The organism is Streptomyces sp. NPDC107765 (genome assembly GCF_055657085.1).
On record NZ_JBVKBL010000002.1, the window covers coordinates 707119 to 729128 of the forward strand.

Genomic DNA, 22010 nt, shown 5'->3' on the forward strand with positions numbered 1-22010 from the left:
TCATACTGAACCTTTCTGGATCTGACCGTTTTGAATCGTCGATTCATCCAATCCGATCCGGATAGCGATGTTCCTGTACGTGTTCCGGGCCCTCGGGCCCCTGTGCCTACCCAGGCCCGTCCGACTGAGGTCCCGTATGTCCCCCTCGGCCACCACGCCGGTCGACACCCTTGAGAACCCGGCCCCGCAGCCCCCGAAGAACGGTTTCGACAGGTTCTTCAAGATCTCCGAGCGAGGGTCCACGGTCGGCCGTGAACTCCGCGGCGGGCTCGCCACGTTCTTCGCGATGGCCTACATCATCGTGCTGAACCCGATCATTCTTGGCTCCGGAGTCGACAAGTTCGGCCACCATCTCGACAACGGGCAGCTGGTCACCGCCACCGCCCTGATGGCCGGCCTGAGCACCGTCCTGATGGGCGTGGTGGGCAACGTCCCGATCGCCATCGCCGCCGGCCTCGGCATCAACGCCGTGGTCTCCCTCCAGCTCGCCCCCAAGATGAGCTGGCCGGACGCAATGGGCATGGTGGTGCTCGCCGGCCTGGTGCTGATGATCCTGGTCGCCTCGGGCCTGCGGCAGCGGGTGATGGACGCGATCCCCAACGGCCTGCGGCGCGCCATCGCGATCGGCATCGGCCTGTTCATCTCGCTGATCGGCCTGGTGGACTCCGGCTTCGTCAGCCGCAACCCGGACGCTGCGCACACCACCGTCCCGATGGGGCTGGGCCAGGGCGGTCAGCTCAAGGGCTGGCCGGTGCTGGTCTTCGTCATCGGCCTGGCCCTGATGTTCGTGCTGGTCGTACGCAAGACCAAGGGCGCGATCCTGATCGGGATGGTGACCATGGCCGTCGTCGCGATCATCGTCAACGCGGTCACCAACACCCCGGACGCAGCCTGGGGCCTGGCGGTCCCGAACGTCCCGGACAAGATCATCGGCGCCCCGGACTTCGGCCTGATCGGCCACATCAGCCTCTTCGGCGGCTTCAAGGAAGTCGGCGTGCTCACCGGCTGCCTGTTCGTCTTCACCGTGCTGCTCTCCGGCTTCTTCGACGCGATGGGCACCATCATCGGCGTCGGCGAGGAGGCCGGGCTGACCGACGAGAACGGCAATCTGCCGGGCATGGGCCGGATCCTGATGGTCGACGGCATCGCGGTCGCCGGTGGCGGCTTCGGCTCCGCCTCCGCCAACACCTGCTTCGTGGAGTCCACGGCCGGCGTCGGCGAGGGCGCCCGGACCGGACTGGCGAACCTGATGACCGGTGGCCTCTTCCTGCTGGCGCTGATCTTCACGCCGCTGGCGACGGTGGTGCCCTCACAGGCCGCCACCCCCGCGCTCGTCGTCGTCGGCTTCCTGATCATGGCCGCCAACGTGCGGGACATCGACTGGGGCGACGCCACCGTCGGCATCCCCGCGTTCCTGACGATCATCTCGATGCCGTTCACCTACAGCATCACCAACGGCATCGGCATCGGCGTGCTCGCCTACATCCTGCTGCGCACGGCCACCGGACGCTTCAAGCAGATCCCGTGGCTGCTGAACGTCGTCGGCCTCTGCTTCCTGGTGTACTTCCTGCTGCACCCGATCGAGCTGGCGCTCGGCGTCAAGTAACCGGCCGGCGCCGCCTCCCCCGCCGCCCGCCTCCTTCCTCTACGGCAACGAACGCGGAGAGTCATTAGTTCCACGGAGAGTGACCAACTCTTGCCTGAGGGTAGCGGAGAGTGAAGGGCTTGGGTAGTCGCTTCCGCTTCGGGGGCGGCGGGACGGCTACTCCAGGCGCCCAGGGAGCGACTGCCTGGACTTTCTAGGTGACCGTTCCCCACACGCCGAGGCGTTCGGTCTCGTCGACCGAGCATTTGAAGCGTTCGTCGAAGTCTTCGCGGATGAGCGTCCGGACGACATAGTCCTGGACGCTCATTCCGCGTTTTGTGGCGTGCTGCCGAATGCGCTCCAGCAGCTCCCCGTCCACGCGCAGGCTGAGCACTTGCGATCCCATACGGACACGGTCCCGCCTCCGAGCGGTCAGGTGTGTCACTTTCCGCCGCGTCCTCACTCATATGGGTGGTCTGCGGCGAGCGGCGCCATCCCGCTTTCCTTAGAGAGGGTAATGAGTTATGCTAAAGACCATGCCGGAACTGTCCCACTCCCAGCCGGAAGGCGGGGAGGGCTCCCCAGAGGACGCGGCCGCGGTCAATGCTCTGCGGTCCGCCGTGATGCGCCTGTCCCGCCGCCTGAAGCACCAGCGGGTGGACGAGTCGCTGACGCCCACCGAGATGTCGGTGCTCGGGATGCTGGCCCGGTGCGGTCACGCCACCCCCGGCGAGCTGGCTCGCAAGGAGCATGTGCAGCCGCCGTCGATGACCCGCATCGTGGCCATGCTGGAGGCCAAGGGACTGGTCCGGCTGGAGCCCCACCCCGCCGACCGCCGCCAGAAGGTCGTCACCCAGACCGAAGAGGCCGAGACGATGCTGGAGGAGAGCCGCCGCCGGCGTAACGCCTGGCTCGCCGAGCTGGCCTCCGGGCTGGACGAGGACGACTGGGCCAAGCTCCGGGCCGCCGCGCCCGTACTGGAGAAGCTGGCACAGCTGTAGAGAACCCGAGGCCGAGGAGGCGAACCCACTTTGAGTACGGGATCCGGAGCACACTCCGCCCCCGCACCGAACTCCTACGACGACACCGTTCACGACGAGACGGTTCAAGGCCACACACTTCAAGACCGCACACTTCACAGCCATACCGTTGGCGATCACACCGTTGACGGCGACACGGTTCGCGGCCACGCGCTTCACGGCGACACGGTGCACGGCCATGCCGTTCAGAGCCACACGGTTCACCGCGACACGGTTCACGGCGACACGGTTCACGGTGACGCGGCCCCGGTTGGCGGGAAGCCGGTCGCCTCCGGCCCGGCCGACGCGACCGCACCCACCGAGGCCACCGCGACCCCCGCCGACACGGCCACACCTGAGGCGACCAGGGTCGACGCGGCCAGGGCCGACACCACCAAGGCCACCTCGGGCAGCCGGGCTCGTGACGGGCGTATCGCTGACCCCGCCGCCTCCTCCGACGCTCATACGCCCTCTGGCGCTCGTACCGCCGCTGGTGCGCGGATAGCCGACGGCCGCGCTGCCGCACCGCGTAAGGGCACGTTCAGCTCTCTCCGGATCCGCAACTACCGTCTTTTCGCCACCGGGCAGATGGTGTCCAACACCGGTACCTGGATGCAGCGCATCGCCCAGGACTGGCTGGTGCTCAGCCTCACCGGTTCCTCCGCCGCGGTCGGTATCACCACCGCGCTGCAGTTCCTGCCGATGCTGCTGTTCGGCCTCTACGGCGGGGTGATCGCCGACCGCTTCGCCAAGCGCAAGCTGCTGCTGCTCACCCAGTCAGCGATGGGCCTCACCGGGCTCGCCCTCGCCGCGCTCACGCTCACCGGACACGTCCAGGTGTGGCACGTCTACCTGGTCGCCTTCCTGCTCGGCCTGGTCACCGTCGTCGACAACCCGGCCCGCCAGGCGTTCGTCTCCGAGATGGTCGGCCAGGACGAACTGCGTAACGCCGTCAGCCTCAACTCCGCCAACTTCCAGTCCGCGCGCCTGATCGGCCCGGCCGTGGCCGGTGTCCTGATCACCGCCTTCGGCAGCGGCTGGGCCTTCCTCTTCAACGGCCTGTCCTTCGTGGCGCCGGTCGCCGGTCTGCTGATGATGCGGACCGCCGAACTCCACAAGGTCGACCGCGTTCCGCGCAGCAAGGGCCAGCTGCGCGAGGGCCTGCGCTATGTTTCCGGCCGCCCGGATTTGATATGGCCCATCGTCCTGGTCGGGTTCATCGGCACCTTCGGCTTCAACTTCCCGATCTGGCTGACCGCGTTCGTCTACCACGTTTTCCACCAGGGCGCCGGTACGTACGCCCTGTTCAACGGCCTGATGGCGGCCGGCTCGCTGATCGGCGCGCTGCTCTCGGCCCGCCGGGGCAGCTCGCGGCTGCGGCTGCTGGTGGGCGCGGCGCTGCTCTTCGGCCTCCTGGAGGCCACCGCCGCGCTCGCTCCGTCCTTCTGGGTCTTCGCGGCGCTGCTCGCCCCGATAGGCATGGTCGGCCTGACGATCAACGTCACCGCCAACTCCAGTGTCCAGATGGCCACCGATCCGCTGATGCGGGGCCGTGTGATGAGCCTGTTCATGATGGTCTTCATGGGCGGCACCCCGCTGGGCGCCCCGATCGTCGGCTGGGTCACCGACGCCTTCGGCGCCCGGATCGGCTTCCTGACCGGCGGCCTGATCTCCATGGCGGCCGCGGCCCTCATCGGCCTGATCCTCGCCCGGGTCGGCGGCCTCCGCCTCAAGATCGACCTACGTCCCGGCCACCCGCACGTCAGGTTCATCCCCCGGGCTCCCGGCGGCACACGGTCCGAGGAGCAGGCACTGACTCCGGCGGTGTAGAGGACGGCGGTGTAGAGGGGCCGCGGCGTACGGTGGCTCGGCCGGGTTGCCGAGTGGCACTGATTGCCGGGTCGCCGGGTTGTCGGTTGCCGGGTTGCCGAGCAGGCGAAGGCCGGTCGAACGGCTGGTGGTCGGGCGGCTGGTGGTCGGGCGGCTGATGGTTGGCCGGGCGGCCCGGCCCGGGCGGTCAGCTCGGTGACGGCTCGGGGGACGCTTCCCTGGCGTGGACGTCGATGTGCGCTGCACCCTCGACAGTGAGGAGCTCGCCGGTGGCGTCCGCGCCTCCCACCGGGGGCAGGGCGAGCTGCGGTCCGCCCATGTCGCCGCCATGACTTGATGGCCATGACTTGATCGCCATGACTTGGCCTCTTCGATTCGGCCTTCCCGACCATTCCGACTCGACCGCTCCGGCTCGTTCGCCCCGACTTGGCCTCTCCGGCCGGCCCTCGACGTGACCTCCCCGCCCTCAGGGCGTGGTGCGGCGTTGGTCGTCGCTGTTTTGGCGGAGGCGGTCGGTGTGGCGGGTGAGGTCGTCGATACGGGCGGCGAGTTGGGGGTGGCGGTGCTGGAGGTGGGGGCGGGTGGCGGTGAGCGGGGCGACGAGCTGGGCAGCGTCGTCGTCGCCGAGGGCCTGGCCGAGCTCTTCGAGGGGTGTGCGGGCGGCGGGGGGCAGGTCGGTCAGGGCGGTGATCTGGCCGGCGAGGCGGCGCAGGTCGGCGGCGTGGTGGCGGGCCCAGGTGGTGACGCTGCGGTCGGCGGCGCGGCGGTCGCGGGTAGCCTTGACGCGTTGCTCGCCGGTGGTGCCGGCGGCGCCGGGGCGCAGCCGCAGATAGCGGCGTTCGGCGGCCTGGCGGCTGGCCACCCCGAGCGGTCCGGCCAGGTCGGCCCAGCTGGCACCGGCCTCCCGGGCGGTCTCGATCAGACCCGTCTCCCACGTGGCGAGCTGCTCACGCACCTCCCGCAACAACAGCAGCGAGGCCAACGCCTGCTCAACACGGCTGCCCTCCACCGCCGACGATGCATCCCCCCGCGCCGCCGCATGGGCAGATCCGCCGGCCGGACCGCCGGAGGGCGCAGCGACCGGATCGGCGGCGGGTGCCTCGGCCCGAACGGCGGCGGGTGCGGTGACCGGACCGGCGGTGGGCACGTCGGCCGGGCCCGCGGTAGATGCAGCAGCCGGGCCGTCGGTGGGTGCGTCAGCCGGAGCGTGGGTTTCCTGCGTACGGGCGTCGCGCAGGGCCTCGTCGATCGTGCGGAGGGCAGCCGTGGCGGCGAGGAGGGACGCGGGTGCGGCGCTCTGGGGGCGTTCGTCTGCGGGCACGGGTCTCTCCTTCGCGACGCGTCGACGTCTCGACGCGGGACACCAAGATGTCCCTACCTATCTCAAGAGGGAGCCTCAAGGGGCCAGGTCCGCCAGATGTCAACTCCCCGATGACGCTCCACTTGTCATCCATCCGATGACAATGCTACAACAGAAGACAGGTGAAGCGCATTGGCAGGCATCAGAGCCTGATCCCCCTGGAGGTGTTTCACGATGTTGATGCGCACCGACCCGTTCCGTGAGCTCGACCGTCTCACCCAGCAGCTGCTGGGCACGTCCGGCACCTGGTCGCGGCCGTCCACGATGCCGATGGACGCCTACCGCGAGGGCGACGAGTATGTGATCGCTCTTGACCTGCCGGGTGTCTCGCCGGACGCGATCGACATCGACGTCGAGCGGAACATGCTGACCGTCAAGGCCGAGCGCCGGCCGGTCACCAAGGCCGGCGATGTGCAGATGGAGCTCTCCGAGCGTCCGCTGGGCGTCTTCTCCCGGCAGTTGATGCTGGCCGACACCCTCGACACCGAGCGCATCCAGGCCGATTACGACGCGGGTGTGCTGACCCTGCGGATCCCGATCGCGGAGCGCGCCAAGCCCCGCAAGATCACCATCGGCGGGGACGCGTCCCGCAAGGAGATCAGCGGCTGAGCCGTGGCCGGCCGCGGAAGACGGTCGCGGGAGCGGCGGCGAAGGGGGCGGGAAGCCGACCCCTTTCGGGGCGCGGCCGGGCCCCCTCCCGGACGCGGGCCGGCCCCCTCCGGAACCCCTCCGGACCCCCTCCGGAACGCGGCCGGACGGCGCCCGGCTGCGCCACACTGACCGCATGAGACTCTTCGCCGCCGTCCTGCCGCCCGCCGCCGTGCTCGACGAACTCGCCGCCGAGGTGGCGCTGCTGAAGAAGCTTCCTGCGGCCGAGCGTTTGCGCTGGAGCGCGCGGGACGGCTGGCACTTCACCCTCGCCTTCTACGGCGAGGTGCCCGACGACACCACGCCCGAGCTGCAGGAACGGCTGGCCCGGGCGGCCCACCGCCGGGATCCGTACGAGCTGCGGATCGCCGGCGGTGGCCGTTTCGCGGACCGGGTGGTGTGGGCCGGCGCGGACGGCGACCGGCCGGCCATGCGCAAGCTGGCCGACTCGGCGGCGGCCGCGGGCCGGCGGGCGGGCCTCGACGTGGACGAGCACCGCCCCTACACCCCGCACCTCACCCTGGCCCGTAATCGCGTCGGCCACCTGAAGCTCGCCCCGTACGCGGCCGCCCTGAAGGAATTCAGCGGCCGCTCCTGGACGGTCGGGACGCTCTCGCTGATGCGCAGCCATCCGCCGGCGCCCGGCACGGCCGGTGCGCAGTCCCACTACGAAGAGATCGCCTCCTGGCCGCTGGGCGAGTGAGGCGGGCGGACGGTCCGGCCCGGTGAAATGTTCGGGTCCACCCCGGTTACGCTCAGAGGGTGGACCCGAAAACCCGTAACCGCGTCATGTCCGGCCTGCTCGCCGTGCTGCTCATCGTCGTGATCGTGGCGGCAGCCCTGCGCTGAGCCCCGCACGCGCGCAGCTGCGCGCGTGCGCGGCATGCGCGGCCTACGGTTCGCGGGTCAGGAGGCGCGGGTTGGGATGCGCGGATCCCGTCTGCTGGCACGGTTCGCGCACGAACCGGAGTTCACCAGGCGAACGCCTCCGGGGACGGCCCGGGGCCGGGGAAGATCTCGTCCAGCGAGGCGAGCAGCTCGTCCGGCAGCTCCAGCTCGACGGCGCGCAGCGCGGAGGCGAGCTGGGCGGAGGTGCGCGGGCCGACGATCGGGCCGGTGACGCCGGGCCGGGTCAGCAGCCACGCCAGCGCGACCTCGCCGGGCTCCAGTCCGTACTTGTCGAGCAGGTCCTCGTAGGACTGGATCTTCGCGCGGACCGTGGCGTCGGCGAGCGAATCGGCCGAGCGGCCGGAGACCGACCGGGCGCCGCCGCCCTCGCGTTCCTTGCGGAGCGCGCCGCCCAGCAGCCCGCCGTGCAGCGGGGACCAGGGGATGACGCCCAGGCCGTAGCCCTGCGCGGCCGGGATGACCTCCATCTCGGCACGCCGCTCGTAGAGGTTGTAGAGGCACTGCTCGCTGACGAGCCCGTAGGAACCGCGGCGCGCGGCCGTCTCGTTGGCGCGGGCGATGTGCCAGCCGGCGTGGTTGGAGGAGCCGGCGTAGAGGATCTTGCCCTGCTGGACGAGGACGTCGATGGCCTGCCAGATCTCGTCCCAGGGCGTGTCCCGGTCGACGTGGTGGAACTGGTAGAGGTCGATGTACTCGGTGCCCAGCCGCTTGAGGCTGGCGTCCACCGCGCGCCGTATGTTGACGGCGGAGAGCTTGTCGTGGTTGGGCCAGGCCCCCTCGCCGTCCGGCGCCATGTTCGCGTAGACCTTGGTGGCCAGCACGGTCTTGTCGCGCCGGCCGCCGCCCTTGGCGAACCACGAGCCGATGATTTCCTCGGTGCGGCCCTTGTTGTCGCCCCAGCCGTAGACGTTGGCGGTGTCGAAGAAGTTGACGCCCGCATTGAGGGCCGCGTCCATGATCGTGTGGCTGTCGGCCTCGTCCGTCTGCGGGCCGAAGTTCATCGTGCCGAGGACGAGTCGGCTGACCTTGAGTCCGGTGCGTCCGAGCTGCGTGTACTTCATGGTCGTTCAGCCAAGCGGTTCAAGTGCGCTCTAAGCAAGGGGCGTTGCCCGGTGCGCCGCACGTACCTGGCTTTCCCGCCGCGGTTGTTGGTCGCCGTTGCGCTTTGCGGCGCCGCGTACGTACCCGTCTGTCCCGCCGCGGGGCTGGGTCGCCGTTGCGCCTGCGGCGGGCTGGGTTTGTGGTGGGTGCGGTGACGGACCTCCGGGGCCGGTTGTGTGGACTGCTGACGCTTTACGTCCACACAACCGGCCCCTCCGGCCCGTCCCCTCCCGTTGAGGGAGGGGAATGCGGTGCGTGGGGGCGGACGTTGAGGCATGCAAGGGGACCTGGGAACCCGTAGGGGACGGTCGAACAGAACCCGTAAGGGTCGCGAGGGCCCCCTGCAGGGCCTCAACTCGGCGGTCCGGGGAGGTATTCCCAACGACCGGCCGGAAAGGTATTCCCGACCCCCTCCACCACGCGAGGTGCTGCTGCACGACGACGCCCACCCCCACCGGCCTCTCCCCCCACCAACGGGAGGGGACAGACCGGAGGACGAAGTCTGTAGGGCTGTCACCGCACCCGAAAACACCACGCCCGCCGCCAGGCGCAACGGCGAGCAAGCCCCGCGGCGAGAAAGCCAGCTACGTGGGCGGCGCCGCAAAGCGCGCAACGGCGAGCAACCCCGACGGCGGGACGGCCAAGTACGTCCGCGGCGCCGCACAGCGCAGCGCCCCGCGGCGGGAAGGCCGGCTACGTGGGGAGCACCCCGTAAGGGCGGCCCAGGTCCCATCCCTGGTGCATCGCGTCGGCGAAGGACGCTGCGAGGAGGTGTTCGCCCCGTTCGGAGGGGTGCGTGCCGTCGTACGTGGCCAGGTCGATGTGCCAGCCGGCCGGCTCGGAGGCCAGCAGCAGCGGTGAGGTGGGGGTGGAGAGGTCGGCGACGGCCTTGGCCAGCAGTTCGTTGAAGTGGGTGCACTCGGCGCCGAACGCCGGGTCCGCCGCGGCCCGTACGTTGGGGATGACCGGCATCAGCACCGCCCGTATGTGCGGCGCCGCGGCCCGTGCGCCGGCCACGAACTCCCGGACGTTCTGCGCCGTCTGGGCGGCGTTCGTGTAGAAGCCGAGGTCTATCAGGCCGAGCGAGACCAGCAGGGTGTCGGCCCGGTGCCGGCGTACCGTCTCGCCGATCACCGGCGCCATGTGCAGCCAGCCCTCGCCCCACCCGGCGAGGTGCCCGCGGGCGGATTCGGGGAAGTCCGGGTCGCGGTAGGCGTGCGAGGTGGCGGCGTCCTCGGCCGGTTCGTGGAGCGTCCGGCGCGGCCCGACGATCCGGTACGGGCCGCCGAAGCAGGCGTTCAGGTGCTGCCACATCCGGTATCGCCAGGTGTAATCGCCGGCGCTCCCGATCGTCATCGAGTCGCCGACGAACATGATCCTCATCCGGTCATGATGTCCGAGAACCCCTACTGCGGGGTACGTGACGCTGGCCACGCCCGGTGCGCCCGGGCGGCCGCCGCGGCCTCCCGGGTCCGCGCCCGGCCCCGCGGATGGCAGTCTGTGCCCATGCGTTCGCTTCTGTGCGCGGCCGGTGCCGCGGGGGCCTTGTGGGTGGGGGCGGTGGCGGTGGTGCCGGCCGCCGCCGATGAGCCGGACGGCTTCACGATCGGCGATCCGAGGATCACCGAGTCCAGCGGCCTGGCCGCCAGCCGCGCGCACCCCGGCATCTACTGGACCCACAACGACAGCGACGACGGCCCCTACGTCTACGCCGTGGACGGCCGGACCGGCCGGACCGTCGCCCGGATCACCCTGCGCGGCATCGGGGCGCCGCGCGACGTCGAGGCGATCTCGCTCGGCCCGGACGGTGACCTCTACCTCGGTGACATCGGCGACAACCTCGGCGGCAGCTGGAACCACGTCTGGATCTACCGCTTCCCGGAGCCGAAGCGGCTGCGCGACGCGACGGTGACCGCGACCCAGTACACCGTGAAGTACGCCGACGGCCCGCGGGACGCCGAGGCGCTGATGGTGCATCCCCGGACCGGCCGGGTCTACCTCGCCAGCAAGAAGCAGGACGGCACCGGCGCGCTCTACGAGGGCCCGCGACACCTCACCTCCTCCGGCACCAACACCTTCCGCAAGGTCGCGCCGGCCGAGCTGTGGGTGACGGACGGCGCGTTCTCCCCCGACGGCACCCGGCTGGTGCTGCGCGGCTACTTCGGCGCGCGGATCTTCCGCTGGGCGAACGGCCGTCCCGAGGACCTCGGCAGTGTGGGGGTGCCGATCCAGCAGCAGGGCGAATCGGTCACCTTCACCCCGGACGGCCGGACGCTGATGTACGGCTCGGAGGGCCGGGACAGTGACGTCACGCCGGTCGGTCTGAGCGGCGGCCAGCTGCCGGACTCGGCCCGGTCGGGGGACGGGGAGGACGGCGGGAAGTCGGACGGATCGGGCAACTCCCCTTCGGGGAAGGGGAGTTCGGGAGGCAAGGGCCTCGACCCCGGTTATGCCAAGGGGGCGCTGGTCCTGGCGGTGGCGACGGCTTTGGTCGTGGTGGTGCGCAGGCTGCTGCGGCGGCGTTCGTAGGCGGGGCGCTCCAGGTCAAGACACCTGGGAGGAGCCGTCCGGTGCCGGCCGGAGTTCGTAGTGCAGGGTGCGCTCCCGCTTCAGCCGGTGCAGCAGGGGCACCAACAGGCCGTGGAGGAGCGGGTACTTCCGGGTCAGGGAGCGCTCGGCCCGGCGGTATTCGCGGGTCTGCGGGTCGAGCAGGCGCACCCGGGCGTTGACGGTGGGGCCGGTGGGGCGGCCGCGCCAGGTGCAGGCTCGGATCTCCACGTCCGGGAAGTTCCGCATCCGCTTGGTCTTGCCGGCGCTGCCGTACGTGCGGAAGTAGGCGTGGTCCCCGTCGACGGCGAGGTTGACCGGGGTGCCGATGCCGGTGCCGTCCCGCTTGTAGGTGGTCAGCAGGACCGCCCCTTGCCGCTCGAAGGGGGCGAGGCCGGGGCTCGGGGGAGTCGTCATGCCCCCATACAGGCATATCCGGGCGGTTTCGTCACTCCGCGATGCCGCCGTACGGGTGGTGTTCCGGCGTCCCGTTCGGGTGGTCGTGCCCTCCCCCGCCGGACCGGCGCCGGGCATGCGACAGGCCCCGGCGGTCGCCCGCCGGGGCCTGTCGTCAGGTGCGGCTCGGAACTGCCGTTACAGCTGGCCGATGACGTAGTCGATGCAGGCCGTCAGGGCCTCGACGTCCGACGGCTCGATCGCCGGGAACATCGCGATCCGGAGCTGGTTGCGGCCGAGCTTGCGGTAGGGCTCGGTGTCGACGATGCCGTTGGCGCGCAGGACCTTGGCGACGGCGGCGGCGTCGACCTCGTCGGTGAAGTCGATCGTGCCGATGACCTGCGAGCGCTTGGCCGGGTCGGTGACGAACGGGGTGGCGTACTTGGCGTCCTCGGCCCAGCCGTAGAGGGTGCGCGAGGAGGTGGCGGTGCGGCGCACCGCCCAGTCCAGGCCGCCCTGGCCGTTGATCCACTCCAGCTGCTCGTTGAGCAGGAAGAGGGTGGACAGCGCCGGGGTGTTGTACGTCTGGTTCTTGCGGGAGTTGTCGATCGCCGTGGGGAGCGAGAAGAACTCCGGGACGTGGCGGCCGGAGGCGTGGATCCGCTCGGCGCGCTCGATGGCGGCCGGGGAGAACACGCCGATCCACAGGCCGCCGTCGGAGGCGAAGGACTTCTGCGGGGCGAAGTAGTAGACGTCGGTCTCGGCGATGTCCACCGGGAGGCCGCCGGCGCCGGAGGTGGCGTCGACCAGGATCAGGGCGCCCTCGTCGGCGCCCGCCACCCGCTTGAGGGGGGCGGCGACACCGGTCGAGGTCTCGTTGTGGGTGAAGCCGTAGACGTCCACGCCCTGCTCGGCCGACGGCTCCGGGTGGCTGCCCGGGTCGGCGGAGATGACGGTGGGCTCGTCCAGCCACGGCGCCAGCTTGGCGGCCTTGGCGAACTTGGAGGAGAACTCACCGAAGGAGAGGTGCTGGGACTTGCGCTCGATCAGGCCGTGCGTCGCGACGTCCCAGAACGCGGTCGAACCGCCGTTGCCGAGGACGACCTCGTAGCCCTCGGGGAGCTGGAAGAGGTCGCGTACGCCGTCGCGCACCTTGCCGACCAGGTTCTTGACCGGTGCCTGGCGGTGGGACGTGCCGAGGAGGGAACTGCCGGTGGCGGCCAGGGCGGCCAGCGCCTCCGTCCGCACCTTGGAGGGGCCCGCGCCGAAGCGTCCGTCGGCGGGCTTGATGTCAGCGGGAATCTGGATATCAGCCACGGAGGAAGCCTAATCCGTCACCGTGCGCACTCCGGCGGCACGTCCAGACGGTGAGATGGCGGCGCGTCGTCCGTGGACGGCCACGGCGGGCGGGGCTGCCCGGACGGCCGTGGGACTGCCGGGGCGGCTGCGGTCTACCCCGGCGGCGGGTCCGCGGCGTACAGGGCGCCGATGCCGGCCGCGGCCTCGGCCAGCTCCCGGCGGGCCTCGGGCGGATCGAGCACCTCCAGTGCGTCGCCGAACTGCAGCAGCTGCCGCACGGCGCGCAGCACGGGGTAGGCCACCTCGATGACGGCCCACTCCCCGGGCCCACCCTCGTTGCCGTCCCCGTGGCCCTCCCCGTTACGGTCCTCGCTTCCGGGCCCGCCCCCGTGGCCCTCTCCGTTACGGTCCTCGTCCCCGTTTGCGTGCCCGTTCCCCGGTCCGGCCGGGGCACCCGTACGGGGTGGGCCGGTCAGGGCGCCGCCCAGGATCCGTACCGCGAGGTCCAGCCGGTCGTGGCGGATCCGGGCGGTCACCCGGATGTCCGCGGGCCGGTCCTCCACCTGGCGGCGCAGTTGCTGCCAGACCTCGGCCAGCTCCACGCCCGGCCGGCGCCGCACCGGGGCGTCGGTGACGACCGCGGACGCCACCCGGTCGGCCCGGAACAGCTGCGGCCGGCCGCGCCGGTCCGCGACGAGGTACCAGGTGCCGGCCTTCGCGACCAGCCCGTACGGGTCGACGGTGTACGTCCGCAGGCGGGTCGCGCCGCTGTGGCGGTACCGGATCCGCAGCCGCAGGTCGGTGAAGACGGCGGTCTGCAGGGCGTCCAGGTCGGCCGCCGGGCGGGGGCCGCCGAGCCAGCGGTCCGGGTCGACGAGGATGCGGCGGCCGGTCAGTTCCGCGGCCGGCCGGTGCGGGGCGGGCAGCGCCGCCATCACCTTGCGCAGCGCCGAACCGAGCGCTTCGTCCAGTCCGAGGGCGGTGTGGGCGCCCTGCGCGGCCAGCACGAACAGGGCGCGCGCCTCGTCCGTGGTCATCCCGGTGACGTCGGTGCGGAAGCCGGGCAGCAGCGCGATGCCGCCGTGCCGGCCGCGCTCGGCGTAGACCGGCACACCGGCCGCCGACAGCGCCTCGACGTCGCGGTAGACGGTGCGGGGGGAGACCTCCAGCCGCTCGGCGAGCTCCCTGGCCGGGACCCGGCCGCGGGTCTGGAGCAGCAGCAGGATCGACAGCAGGCGGTCCGACTTCACACCCCGATTTATATATGACGGCCGGTGTCAACTTATGCCGCGAGAGTGCGGGCATGGAGATCAACGACCTCGCCCCGGAGACCGCCGTCTCGGCACCCACCACCCTCGACACCGCCGCGCCCGAAACCGCCGCGCCCGAAACCGCCGTGCTGGACACCGCCGCTCTCGCCCGGGCCGTGCGTGGCCCCGTCCTGCTCCTCGGCGACGACGGGTACGACGCCGAGCGCACCGGCTTCCAGCTGGCGCACCCGCACCGGCCGGCCGTCGTCGTCGGGGCGGCGGACGCCGACGACGTGGTCGCCGCGGTGCGGTTCGCCGGCGCGCACGGCCTGCCGGTCGCCGTCCAGGCCACCGGGCACGGCCTGGCCGCCGGCACCGACGGCGGACTGCTGATCACCACCAAGCGGATGGCCCGGGTCACGGTCGATCCGGCGGCCCGCACCGCGCGGGCCGAGGCCGGCGCCGTGTGGGGCCAGGTCGTCGAGGCGGCCGCCCCGCACGGGCTCGCGCCGCTCAACGGCTCGTCCCCGGGCGTCGGCGTCGTCTCGTACACCCTCGGCGGCGGGGTGGGCGTGCTGGCCCGCACCTACGGCTACGCCGCCGACCATGTCCGCGCCGTCGACCTGGTCACCGCCGACGGCCGGCTGCGCCACCTCACCGTCGAGGGGGACCCCGAGCTGTTCGGGGCGCTGCTCGGCGGCGGCCACGGGCTCGGCGTGGTCACCGCGATGGAGTTCGCGCTGATGCCGGTGGCCCGGCTCTACGGCGGCCAGCTGGTCTTCGGCGCCGAGCACCTCGACGACGTACTGGCCGCGTACCTGCGCTGGACCGGGACCGTCCCGGACGAACTGACCTCTTCCGTCGCCCTGATCGCCTACCCCGATCTGCCGCAGCTGCCGGAGCAGCTGCGCGGCCGGCACCTCGTGCACGTCCGCATCGCGTACACGGGCAGCGCGGAGCGGGGCGGGCAACTGGTCGCGCCGCTGCGGGCGGTGGGTCCGCGGGTCAGCGACGACCTGCGCGAGATGCCGTACGCCGAGTCGCACACCATCCACCGCGATCCCAGCGATCCGCACGCCTACGACGGCGACAATGCGCTGCTCAGCGATCTGGACGCGGCCGCGCTGCGCCGGGTGGCACGGCTCACCGGGCCGGCCGCGCCGGTGATGTGTGTGGTCCAGCTCAACCACCTCGGCGGTGCCCTGGCCGCCCGGTCCGCCGGCACCGTCGGCCACCGCGCCGCCCGTTACGCGCTGCGTGTCCTCTCGCCGCTCCAGGGCGACGACGACCTGGGGGGCGTACGGGCCCTGCACGCCGAGGCGCTGGCCGCCGTCGAGCCCTGGCGGCTCGGCCGGAGCGTGAACTTCCTCTTCGGCCGCCACGGGGAGCGGCCGGACGCCGCGGAGGTCGCCCGCAGCGTCCACGACGCCGAGGCGCACCGCCGGCTCGCCGCCCTCAAGTCCCGCCTCGACCCGCGCGACCTCTTCCGCTTCCACCCGGCCGCGGCCGCCACGCACGGGCGCACACCGGCCGTCGCATGACCCCGCCCCAGTGGGCAGGCTGGAGACATGGCTGAGCGCACGCAGAGGGAGCAGCGGGACCTGGCGCGGGAGATGTCGGCCGCGGTGCGGGGGGAGGTTTCGTTCACCGCGGCCGACCGGGCGCTGATGACGATGGACGCGTCCAACTACCGCCGGGTGCCGCGGGCGGTGGTGGCCCCCAGGGACGCCGACGACGTCGCCGCGGCACTACGGGTGTGCCGGGAGCACGGCGTGCCCGTGGTGCCGCGCGGCGGTGGGACCAGCATCGCCGGGCAGGCCACCGGTGTCGGCGTGGTCCTGGACTTCACCCGGCACATGCGGCGGATCGTTTCCCTGGACCCCGGGGCGCGCACCGCCGTCGTCCAGCCCGGTGTGGTCCTGGACGACCTGCGGGCGGCGGCCGGCGCCCACGGGCTGACCTTCGGCCCCGACCCGTCCACGCACAGCCGCTGCACCCTCGGCGGCATGATCGGCAACAACGCCTGCGGCTCGCACTCGGTCGCCTGGGGCACCACCGCCGACAACGTCCGCGAACTGGCCCTGCTCACCTACGGCGGCGAGGGCGTACGGGCCGGCCGCGGCACCGACGCCACCGGCGCCCCCACCGGTCTGCCGCCGCGCCTCCAAGGCGGCGTGAAGGCCCTCGTCGACCGCGAACTGGCGCTCCTGCGCACCGGCTACCCCGACCTCCCGCGCCGCATCTCCGGTTACGCCCTCGACGCGCTGCTGCCGGAGCGGGGCACCGACCTGGCCCGCGCCCTCACCGGCAGCGAGGGCACCCTCGGCGTGCTGACCGAGGCGACCGTACGGCTCGTGGAGACCCCCGCGGCCCGGGCGCTCGCGGTCCTCGGCTACCCCGACGAGAGCGCCGCCGCCGAGGCCGCCCACACCCTGCTGATCCACCGGCCGTTGACGGTCGAGGGGATGGCCGCCGATCTGGTGGGTGATGCGGAGGGGCTGCCCCGGGGCGGTGCCTGGCTGTTCGTGGAAACGGGCGGTGCGAGTCCCGCGGAGGCGGCTGCCCGCGCCGAGACGCTCGGCCGGGCGGCGGCCGCGGACGGCAGCACCGACCACACGATCGTCACCGACCCGGGCGGCCAACGGACGCTGTGGCGGATCCGCGAGGACGCCTCCGGCACCGCGACCCGTATGCCGGACGGCTCGGAGGCGTGGCCCGGCTGGGAGGACTGCGCCGTCCCGCCCGACCGGCTCGGCCCCTATCTGCGCGACTTCCGCGCCCTCCTGGCGCAGCACGGCCTGCGCGGCACCCCCTACGGCCACTTCGGCGACGGCTGCATCCACATCCGCATCGACTTCGACCTGCTGACCCCGCCCGGCGTCCGCCGCTTCCGCGCCTTCTCCCACGACCTGGCCGAACTCGTCGTCGCCCACGGCGGCTCGCTCTCCGGCGAACACGGCGACGGCCAGGCCCGCGCCGAGCTCCTGCCGAAGATGTACGGGCCCGAACTGGTCGGCCTCTTCGAGGAGTTCAAGGCCCTCTGGGACCCGGCCGCCGGCCTCAACCCCGGCGTGCTCGTCCGCCCGGCCCGGCTCGACGACAACCTCCGCTTCGCCCCGCTCCCCAGGAAGCCGGTGCCGGTCGCGTTCGGCTACCCGCACGACGGCGGCGACTTCACCGCCGCCGTCCGCCGCTGCGTGGGCGTCGCCAAATGCCGCAACGCCGCCGGCGCCCCCGGCTCCCCGGACGTCATGTGCCCGTCCTTCCGTGCCACCGGCGAGGAGCAGCACTCCACCCGCGGCCGGGCCCGCCTCCTGCACGAGATGCTGGCCGGCGAGGTGATCACCGACGGCTGGCGGTCGCCCGAGGTGCGCGACGCCCTCGACCTGTGCCTCTCCTGCAAGGGCTGCCGCAGCGACTGCCCGGTCGGCGTCGACATGGCCACGTACAAGGCGGAATTCCTCCACCACCACTACGCGGGCCGGCTCCGGCCCGCCGCCCACTACGCGCTCGGCCGCCTGCCCGAGTGGCTGCACCTCGCGGCGCCCGTCGCCCCCGCCGTCAACGCCCTGGCCCGCGCCCCCCTCGCCACCGCGCTGGCCGCTCGCCTGGCCGGCCTCACCCCGGAACGCCCGTTGCCGGCACCGGCCACGGAGACGTTCACCCGGTGGTGGTGGGACAGGCGGCGGACGGCGGGGGCGGCGGGCTCCGCACCCGTCAGCTCGGGCGGTCCCACCGTCATCCTCTGGCCCGACACCTTCACCAACCACCTCGCACCCCAGGTCGGCCGCGCCGCCGTCCAGGTCCTCGAAGCCGCCGGACTGCGGCCGCTGCTCCCCCCGACGGCCCCCCTCCGCCCGGGCCTCCGCCTCCGGCGGCACCGCCCCCTGTGCTGCGGCCTGACCTACGTGTCCACCGGCCAGCTCGACCGGGCCCGGCAGGTCATGCGCCGCACCGTCGACGCCCTGTCCCCCCTCCTCCGGCCCGGCCGCCCCCTCGTCGTCCTCGAACCGAGCTGCGCCGCGGCCCTGCGCACCGACCTCCCCGAACTCCTCCCCGACGACCCGCGCGCCGCCCGCCTCGCCTCCGCCGTCCGCACCTTCGCCGAGACCCTGGAGCAGTACGCCCCCACCTGGCAACCGCCACGCCTCGACCGCCCGGTCGCCGGCCAGACCCACTGCCACCAGCACGCGGTCCTCGGCGACGCCGCCGATCGCCGCCTGCGCGCCCGCGCCGGCCTCACCGGCACCCTCTCCGGCGGCTGCTGCGGCCTCGCCGGCAACTTCGGCTACGAACGCGGCCACTACGAGGTGTCGGTCGCCTGCGCCGAGGACCAACTGCTGCCTGCCGTACGCGAGGCCACCCCCGGCACGGAGATCCTCGCGGACGGCTTCTCCTGCCGCACCCAGCTCCAGCAGCTCGGCGACCGGCGGGGGCGGCACCTGGCGGAGGTACTGGCGGAGGGGCTGGCGGAGGGGCTGGGGAACGGCGCCGGCTGAGGGCTTCCGGCGGACGCCTTCGGCACCGGCCGGACGCGGGGGCCGGCCCTCCGCCGTGCCGTCAGTCGAACCAGCGCGCGCGTGCCAGTTCGTCCCCCCGGTCGGGGTCCTCCAGGAGGGCGGCGACCTCGAAGCGGCGGGGCCACTGGGCGGTGGCCCAGGCGAGGCCGGCGGCCACGCCTTCCAGGGTCGCGGCGTGGAGGGTGCCGTCGGGGGTCCAGCGCCAGTCGAGTTCGGTGGTGGCAGCCGGGCCGCCGGCGGTGTCCGGGGCGGCGGTGACGAGGAGTTCCTCGTGTTCGTCGTAGGTGGGCGGGGTGGTGGGGCCGAGGAGGGTGCGGACCGCCGGGGGGACCTCGTGGCGGACGCCCTCGGAGCGGACCTCGGCGGTGACCGCCTCGCTCAGGCGGCGCACCTGGAGGAGTTCCGCCAGGTCGGCGGCGCGGGACGGGCCGACCGGGAGCAGCGGCAGGCCGGTCGCGAGCGGCATCAGGTCGGGGGCGTCGGCGACGACCGCGTCCGCGGCGTCCACCACCCGGACCTCGGTGTCCACGACGGCGCGCAGGTAGTCGGGGAGGGTGACCTGGTCGGGGTCGAGGGTCGCCAGCAGGCCGTAGAGGGCGTGGAGTTGGGCGGCGCCGACACGGTGGTCGGGGTCGGCGAGCCGGGCGAGGAGTTCCGCGGCGCCGCCCGGTTCGTCGAGGAGGGCGGCGGCGGAGGTGCGGACGCCGAGGGCGCGCAGCACCTGGGCGTCGACGTCGCCGGCGTCCGCGGACTCGTACAGGCCGGCCAGCAGCGGGTCGCCGCCGGCCGAACGCAGCCCGGCGGGGCGGCGGCCGTCCAGGACCGGGTGGCCGCGCAGCCACCAGGCCGTGTAGGGGCGGACGGATTCGGTGGTGCCGTCGGGGAGGAGGACCCGGACCGGGGCGGTCAGCGCGTCGCGGAGCGGGGGCCGGGAGAGCATGGCCAGGACCTCGGGCCAGGCGTCGTCGTCGACCAGGTCGAGGTCGCGGACGGCGACCAGTTCGGTGACGACCGGGGGGACAGGCGTCTCGGGGAGGGTGTCGAGGACGTCCTCGCACCAGACGTCGACGGCGTCGAGCAGGCCGACGTCGTCGGGCTCGGCGAAGTCCGTGTCCCGCGGCTCCATCTCGTCCGGGTCGAGGACGACGTCGGTGGCGCGGACGAGGGCGAAGCCGGCCATGACGCCGACCGCGGTCAGCGGCTGCTCGCCCCAGCGGGCGGTCAGCTCGGCGTCGCAGGCGGGCAGTTCGCCCTCGCGGATGACCCGTTCGAAGTCGCTGCCGGGGAGGACGAGTTCGCCGGCCGGGGTCAGTTCGCCGTCCTCGTCGGGGAGGGCGAGGGCGCCCAGCCAGGGCTCGTCGCCCGGCGCGAGGTCGGCGTCGCGGACCAGGCCGAGGACGGTCTCGGCGAGTTCCTCGGAGCCGAGCGGGCCGCCCGGGCCGGCGCCGCCGAGGTCGTCGTCGGGGAAGAGGTCGTAGGCGTCCTCGTCGGCGTCGAGGGAGTTCGCCACGGCGGCGCGCACCTGGGGCGTGGTCAGCACGGCGCGGGGCGCGGCGGGGGTGGCGCCGAGCTTCTCCAGGAGCGGGTGGACGGCCTCGGGGTGGGCGACCTTCAGGCCGAGCCGGGCGAGGGTGCGGTGCCGGGCGGCGGGCCCGTCGTCCTCGTCCGGGCCGGCGTCGGGCAGCGGCAGCAGGACCTGGCGGGGGCCGATGGTGGTGCGTACCGCGCGGTGTGTCCCGGCGGGGCCGGGCGTGGCGGTGCCGGCCAGCGGCACCGGCAGGCCGGTGAGGCGGTCGGGGTCGGTGCCGGCCAGCGCGTCGTAGAGCCGCCACCACCAGCCCGGCGGGCGCTCGACGCCGGCGAGCCGGTCGACCATCTCCCCGAGCGGCACCCGGGTCACGCCCAACGAGCGCAGCTCCGGGCGGCGTTCGAGGCCGGCGGGGAGCAGGCTGGGGAAGAGTTCGGCGAGGACGGCGACGGTCGCGGCGCCCGCGCCCTCCAGCAGTTCGGCCTCGGTGGGCCGCAGGACGTAGCGCGGGGTGTCGTCGGTGCCCTCGGTGTCGTCCCACTCGGCGTCGCGCGGTGCGCCGTCCGCGGGCCCGGGCTGCTCGTCGGCGGCGAACGCGGTGTCGCCGGACGCGGTGGCGCTGGGCGCGGCGGCGCTCGGCAGGAAGCGGACCCGCGGCAGCAGGTCGAGCACCTGGTGGCGCAGCTCGCCGTCCAGGCCGCCCTTGCCCAGCGGTCCGGGCACCAGGTCGAGGGTCCCGACGGTCACCGGCTGCCAGCCGGCGAGCAGTTCCGCGTACGCCGCGGCGGCCCGGCCGACCAGGAAGTCCGCGAGCGGGCCGGCCGCGACGTGGCGGCGGGTCGGCTCCAGCGGGAAGGAGGCGATGAGCAGGGCGGGCAGGCCCAGCGGTTCGTCGGTGGGCGTCGGGGCGTGCACGACCGGTGCGGTCCGCGGGCGCGCCGGGGCGCCGTCGGCGTCCACCGGTACCGCCCAGGTCACCGACCAGAACGGGCGCAGCCGCTCCTCGACGGGCCGGTCGGCGAGGAGTGCGGGGTCCAGCCGGCCGCTGTCGGACGCCACCCGCCAGCGGGTGGTGCCGCGCTCACTGTCCTCGACCACGAGGTACGGCCCCTGCCGGGTCTGCCGCAACTCCCGTACACCCTCGGGGGTTTCGATGATGACCTCGGCCAGGCCGGGGAGGGTGAGCAGCAGCGCGTCGTCGATGCCGGCGAGCAGCCGCTCGGCGAGGTCCTGGGCGGCGCCGTCGCGCAGCGGCAGGACGACGGCGGTGTCGTAGCCCTCGGGTGCGGTGCCCTCGGCGGGCAGCGGGAGCCGGAGCAGCGGTACGTGGCCCTCGCGGCGGCGCAGCTCGCCGCCGAGGCCGGGGCTGTGCGCGGCCACCTCCTGGGTCATCGCGCGGGCCTCGGCCAGCGACCAGCGGACGCCGCCGGTGCGGCCGACCAGGGCCGGTTCGTCGCTGACGGACAGCACGGCGGCGAAGCCGACGCCGAAGCGGCCGACCGCGCCGGCCGCCACGCTGGCCTCCCGCTTGGCGGAGGCACGCAGGGTGGAGAGCGATTCGACGCCGGTGGCGTCGATCGGGGCGCCGGTGTTGGAGGCGACGAGGACGGCGGGGGCGTCGCCGTCGGCCGGGTGCAGGGTCAGCCGGAGCCGGCCGGGGACGCCGGCCCGGGCGGCCGCGTCCGCGGCGTTCTGCGCGAGCTCCACGGCGAGGCGGTCGCGGTAGCCGCCGAGCGCGAGGTCCTCCTCCGCGTTGGCGTCCTCCCGGAAGCGGGCCGGCGAGGCGGCCCAGGCGTCCAGCACACCGCGCCGCAGACGGGCCGTCCCGAACGGGTCGCCGGCTGCGCCTCGCACCCACGACGTAGCTGCCACGTCTTCGTCTCCTCTGTGTCCGTCGGTTGCCCTGACGGTATCGCCCCACGTCGGCGGCCGCGGCGGCGCGGCCGCCCACGGCGGGAGGGGGAGGACAAGGGCCGGGGTCCGGCCGCGCTCCCGGCGCGGCCGGACCCCGGCCCGTG

General features: G+C 73.4%; 16 protein-coding genes. 8 read left to right on the top strand and 8 right to left on the bottom strand.

The features are described 5' to 3' along the window. The first annotated feature begins 136 nt into the window (after positions 1–136). Entirely contained in the window at positions 137–1606 is a 1470-nt protein-coding gene (locus ACZ7MX_RS07585; RefSeq protein WP_472130215.1) for an NCS2 family permease, read from the top strand. 193 nt (positions 1607–1799) lie between these two features. On the opposite strand, the gene ACZ7MX_RS07590 is transcribed toward ACZ7MX_RS07585, so the two are convergent. Then, positions 1800–1991 (bottom strand): hypothetical protein, encoded by a 192-nt coding sequence (locus ACZ7MX_RS07590; protein ID WP_472130216.1) that lies wholly within the window; start codon positions 1989–1991, stop codon positions 1800–1802. Between the two features lie 130 nt (positions 1992–2121). Here ACZ7MX_RS07590 and ACZ7MX_RS07595 point away from each other — a divergent pair, with 130 nt between their 5' ends. Then, on the top strand, positions 2122–2586 hold the full coding sequence (locus tag ACZ7MX_RS07595) for a MarR family winged helix-turn-helix transcriptional regulator (protein WP_472130218.1): 465 nt from the start codon (positions 2122–2124) through the stop codon (positions 2584–2586). Between the two features lie 450 nt (positions 2587–3036). Further along, positions 3037–4434, top strand: a complete 1398-nt coding sequence (locus tag ACZ7MX_RS07600; protein ID WP_472130618.1) for an MFS transporter — start codon at positions 3037–3039, stop codon at positions 4432–4434. A gap of 466 nt (positions 4435–4900) precedes the next feature. Here ACZ7MX_RS07600 and ACZ7MX_RS07605 read toward each other — a convergent pair whose 3' ends face one another. Then, the gene (locus tag ACZ7MX_RS07605) at positions 4901–5581 is read right to left on the bottom strand and encodes a type III effector protein (RefSeq protein WP_472130620.1); all 681 of its coding nucleotides are present in this window, start codon (positions 5579–5581) and stop codon (positions 4901–4903) included. 387 nt (positions 5582–5968) lie between these two features. Here ACZ7MX_RS07605 and ACZ7MX_RS07610 point away from each other — a divergent pair, with 387 nt between their 5' ends. Together ACZ7MX_RS07610 and thpR are read left to right on the top strand one after the other, a co-directional pair. After that, positions 5969–6403 (top strand): Hsp20/alpha crystallin family protein, encoded by a 435-nt coding sequence (locus tag ACZ7MX_RS07610; protein ID WP_030814331.1) that lies wholly within the window; start codon positions 5969–5971, stop codon positions 6401–6403. A 175-nt stretch (positions 6404–6578) separates the two neighbouring features. Next, positions 6579–7145: an RNA 2',3'-cyclic phosphodiesterase gene (gene thpR, locus ACZ7MX_RS07615; protein ID WP_030415714.1), complete on the top strand. Its 567-nt coding sequence runs from the start codon at positions 6579–6581 to the stop codon at positions 7143–7145. 268 nt (positions 7146–7413) lie between these two features. Here thpR and ACZ7MX_RS07620 read toward each other — a convergent pair whose 3' ends face one another. Beyond that, the gene (locus ACZ7MX_RS07620) at positions 7414–8412 is read right to left on the bottom strand and encodes an aldo/keto reductase (protein WP_472130221.1); all 999 of its coding nucleotides are present in this window, start codon (positions 8410–8412) and stop codon (positions 7414–7416) included. A gap of 733 nt (positions 8413–9145) precedes the next feature. Further along, a complete protein-coding gene (locus ACZ7MX_RS07625) occupies positions 9146–9826 on the bottom strand; it encodes a GDSL-type esterase/lipase family protein (protein ID WP_472130622.1) in 681 nt (226 codons plus the stop codon). A 132-nt stretch (positions 9827–9958) separates the two neighbouring features. Here ACZ7MX_RS07625 and ACZ7MX_RS07630 point away from each other — a divergent pair, with 132 nt between their 5' ends. Then, positions 9959–10981: an SdiA-regulated/phytase-like domain-containing protein gene (locus ACZ7MX_RS07630; protein WP_472130223.1), complete on the top strand. Its 1023-nt coding sequence runs from the start codon at positions 9959–9961 to the stop codon at positions 10979–10981. A 15-nt stretch (positions 10982–10996) separates the two neighbouring features. On the opposite strand, the gene ACZ7MX_RS07635 is transcribed toward ACZ7MX_RS07630, so the two are convergent. The 3 genes from ACZ7MX_RS07635 to ACZ7MX_RS07645 form a co-directional block, all read right to left on the bottom strand. After that, complete coding sequence (locus ACZ7MX_RS07635; protein WP_472130225.1) at positions 10997–11416, bottom strand: PPOX class F420-dependent oxidoreductase; 420 nt, start codon at positions 11414–11416, stop codon at positions 10997–10999. A gap of 177 nt (positions 11417–11593) precedes the next feature. After that, a complete protein-coding gene (serC, locus tag ACZ7MX_RS07640; protein WP_472130227.1) occupies positions 11594–12712 on the bottom strand; it encodes a phosphoserine transaminase in 1119 nt (372 codons plus the stop codon). 134 nt (positions 12713–12846) lie between these two features. Beyond that, on the bottom strand, positions 12847–13944 hold the full coding sequence (locus ACZ7MX_RS07645) for a helix-turn-helix transcriptional regulator (RefSeq protein ID WP_472130228.1): 1098 nt from the start codon (positions 13942–13944) through the stop codon (positions 12847–12849). Positions 13945–13997: 53 nt separating this feature from the next. On the opposite strand from ACZ7MX_RS07645, the gene ACZ7MX_RS07650 reads away from it, so the two are divergent. Both ACZ7MX_RS07650 and ACZ7MX_RS07655 read left to right on the top strand, forming a co-directional pair. Continuing rightward, on the top strand, positions 13998–15485 hold the full coding sequence (locus tag ACZ7MX_RS07650) for an FAD-binding oxidoreductase (protein WP_472130230.1): 1488 nt from the start codon (positions 13998–14000) through the stop codon (positions 15483–15485). 27 nt (positions 15486–15512) lie between these two features. Continuing rightward, positions 15513–18443: an FAD-binding and (Fe-S)-binding domain-containing protein gene (locus tag ACZ7MX_RS07655; RefSeq protein ID WP_472130232.1), complete on the top strand. Its 2931-nt coding sequence runs from the start codon at positions 15513–15515 to the stop codon at positions 18441–18443. 61 nt (positions 18444–18504) lie between these two features. Here ACZ7MX_RS07655 and ACZ7MX_RS07660 read toward each other — a convergent pair whose 3' ends face one another. Continuing rightward, entirely contained in the window at positions 18505–21864 is a 3360-nt protein-coding gene (locus ACZ7MX_RS07660) for a sacsin N-terminal ATP-binding-like domain-containing protein (RefSeq protein WP_472130234.1), read from the bottom strand. Positions 21865–22010: the final 146 nt, after the last annotated feature.

Excerpts from the sequence above, each read along its gene's own strand:
- ACZ7MX_RS07625 (WP_472130622.1), bottom strand. The coding sequence starts at position 9,826 with ATGTTCGTCGGCGACTCGATGACGATCGGGAGCGCCGGCGATTACACC.
- ACZ7MX_RS07650 (WP_472130230.1), top strand. The coding sequence starts at position 13,998 with ATGGAGATCAACGACCTCGCCCCGGAGACCGCCGTCTCGGCACCCACC.
- ACZ7MX_RS07610 (WP_030814331.1), top strand. The coding sequence starts at position 5,969 with ATGTTGATGCGCACCGACCCGTTCCGTGAGCTCGACCGTCTCACCCAG.
- ACZ7MX_RS07655 (WP_472130232.1), top strand. The coding sequence starts at position 15,513 with ATGGCTGAGCGCACGCAGAGGGAGCAGCGGGACCTGGCGCGGGAGATG.
- thpR (WP_030415714.1), top strand. The coding sequence starts at position 6,579 with ATGAGACTCTTCGCCGCCGTCCTGCCGCCCGCCGCCGTGCTCGACGAA.
- ACZ7MX_RS07595 (WP_472130218.1), top strand. The coding sequence starts at position 2,122 with ATGCCGGAACTGTCCCACTCCCAGCCGGAAGGCGGGGAGGGCTCCCCA.
- ACZ7MX_RS07635 (WP_472130225.1), bottom strand. The coding sequence starts at position 11,416 with ATGACGACTCCCCCGAGCCCCGGCCTCGCCCCCTTCGAGCGGCAAGGG.
- ACZ7MX_RS07585 (WP_472130215.1), top strand. The coding sequence starts at position 137 with ATGTCCCCCTCGGCCACCACGCCGGTCGACACCCTTGAGAACCCGGCC.
- ACZ7MX_RS07590 (WP_472130216.1), bottom strand. The coding sequence starts at position 1,991 with ATGGGATCGCAAGTGCTCAGCCTGCGCGTGGACGGGGAGCTGCTGGAG.
- ACZ7MX_RS07620 (WP_472130221.1), bottom strand. The coding sequence starts at position 8,412 with ATGAAGTACACGCAGCTCGGACGCACCGGACTCAAGGTCAGCCGACTC.
- ACZ7MX_RS07630 (WP_472130223.1), top strand. The coding sequence starts at position 9,959 with ATGCGTTCGCTTCTGTGCGCGGCCGGTGCCGCGGGGGCCTTGTGGGTG.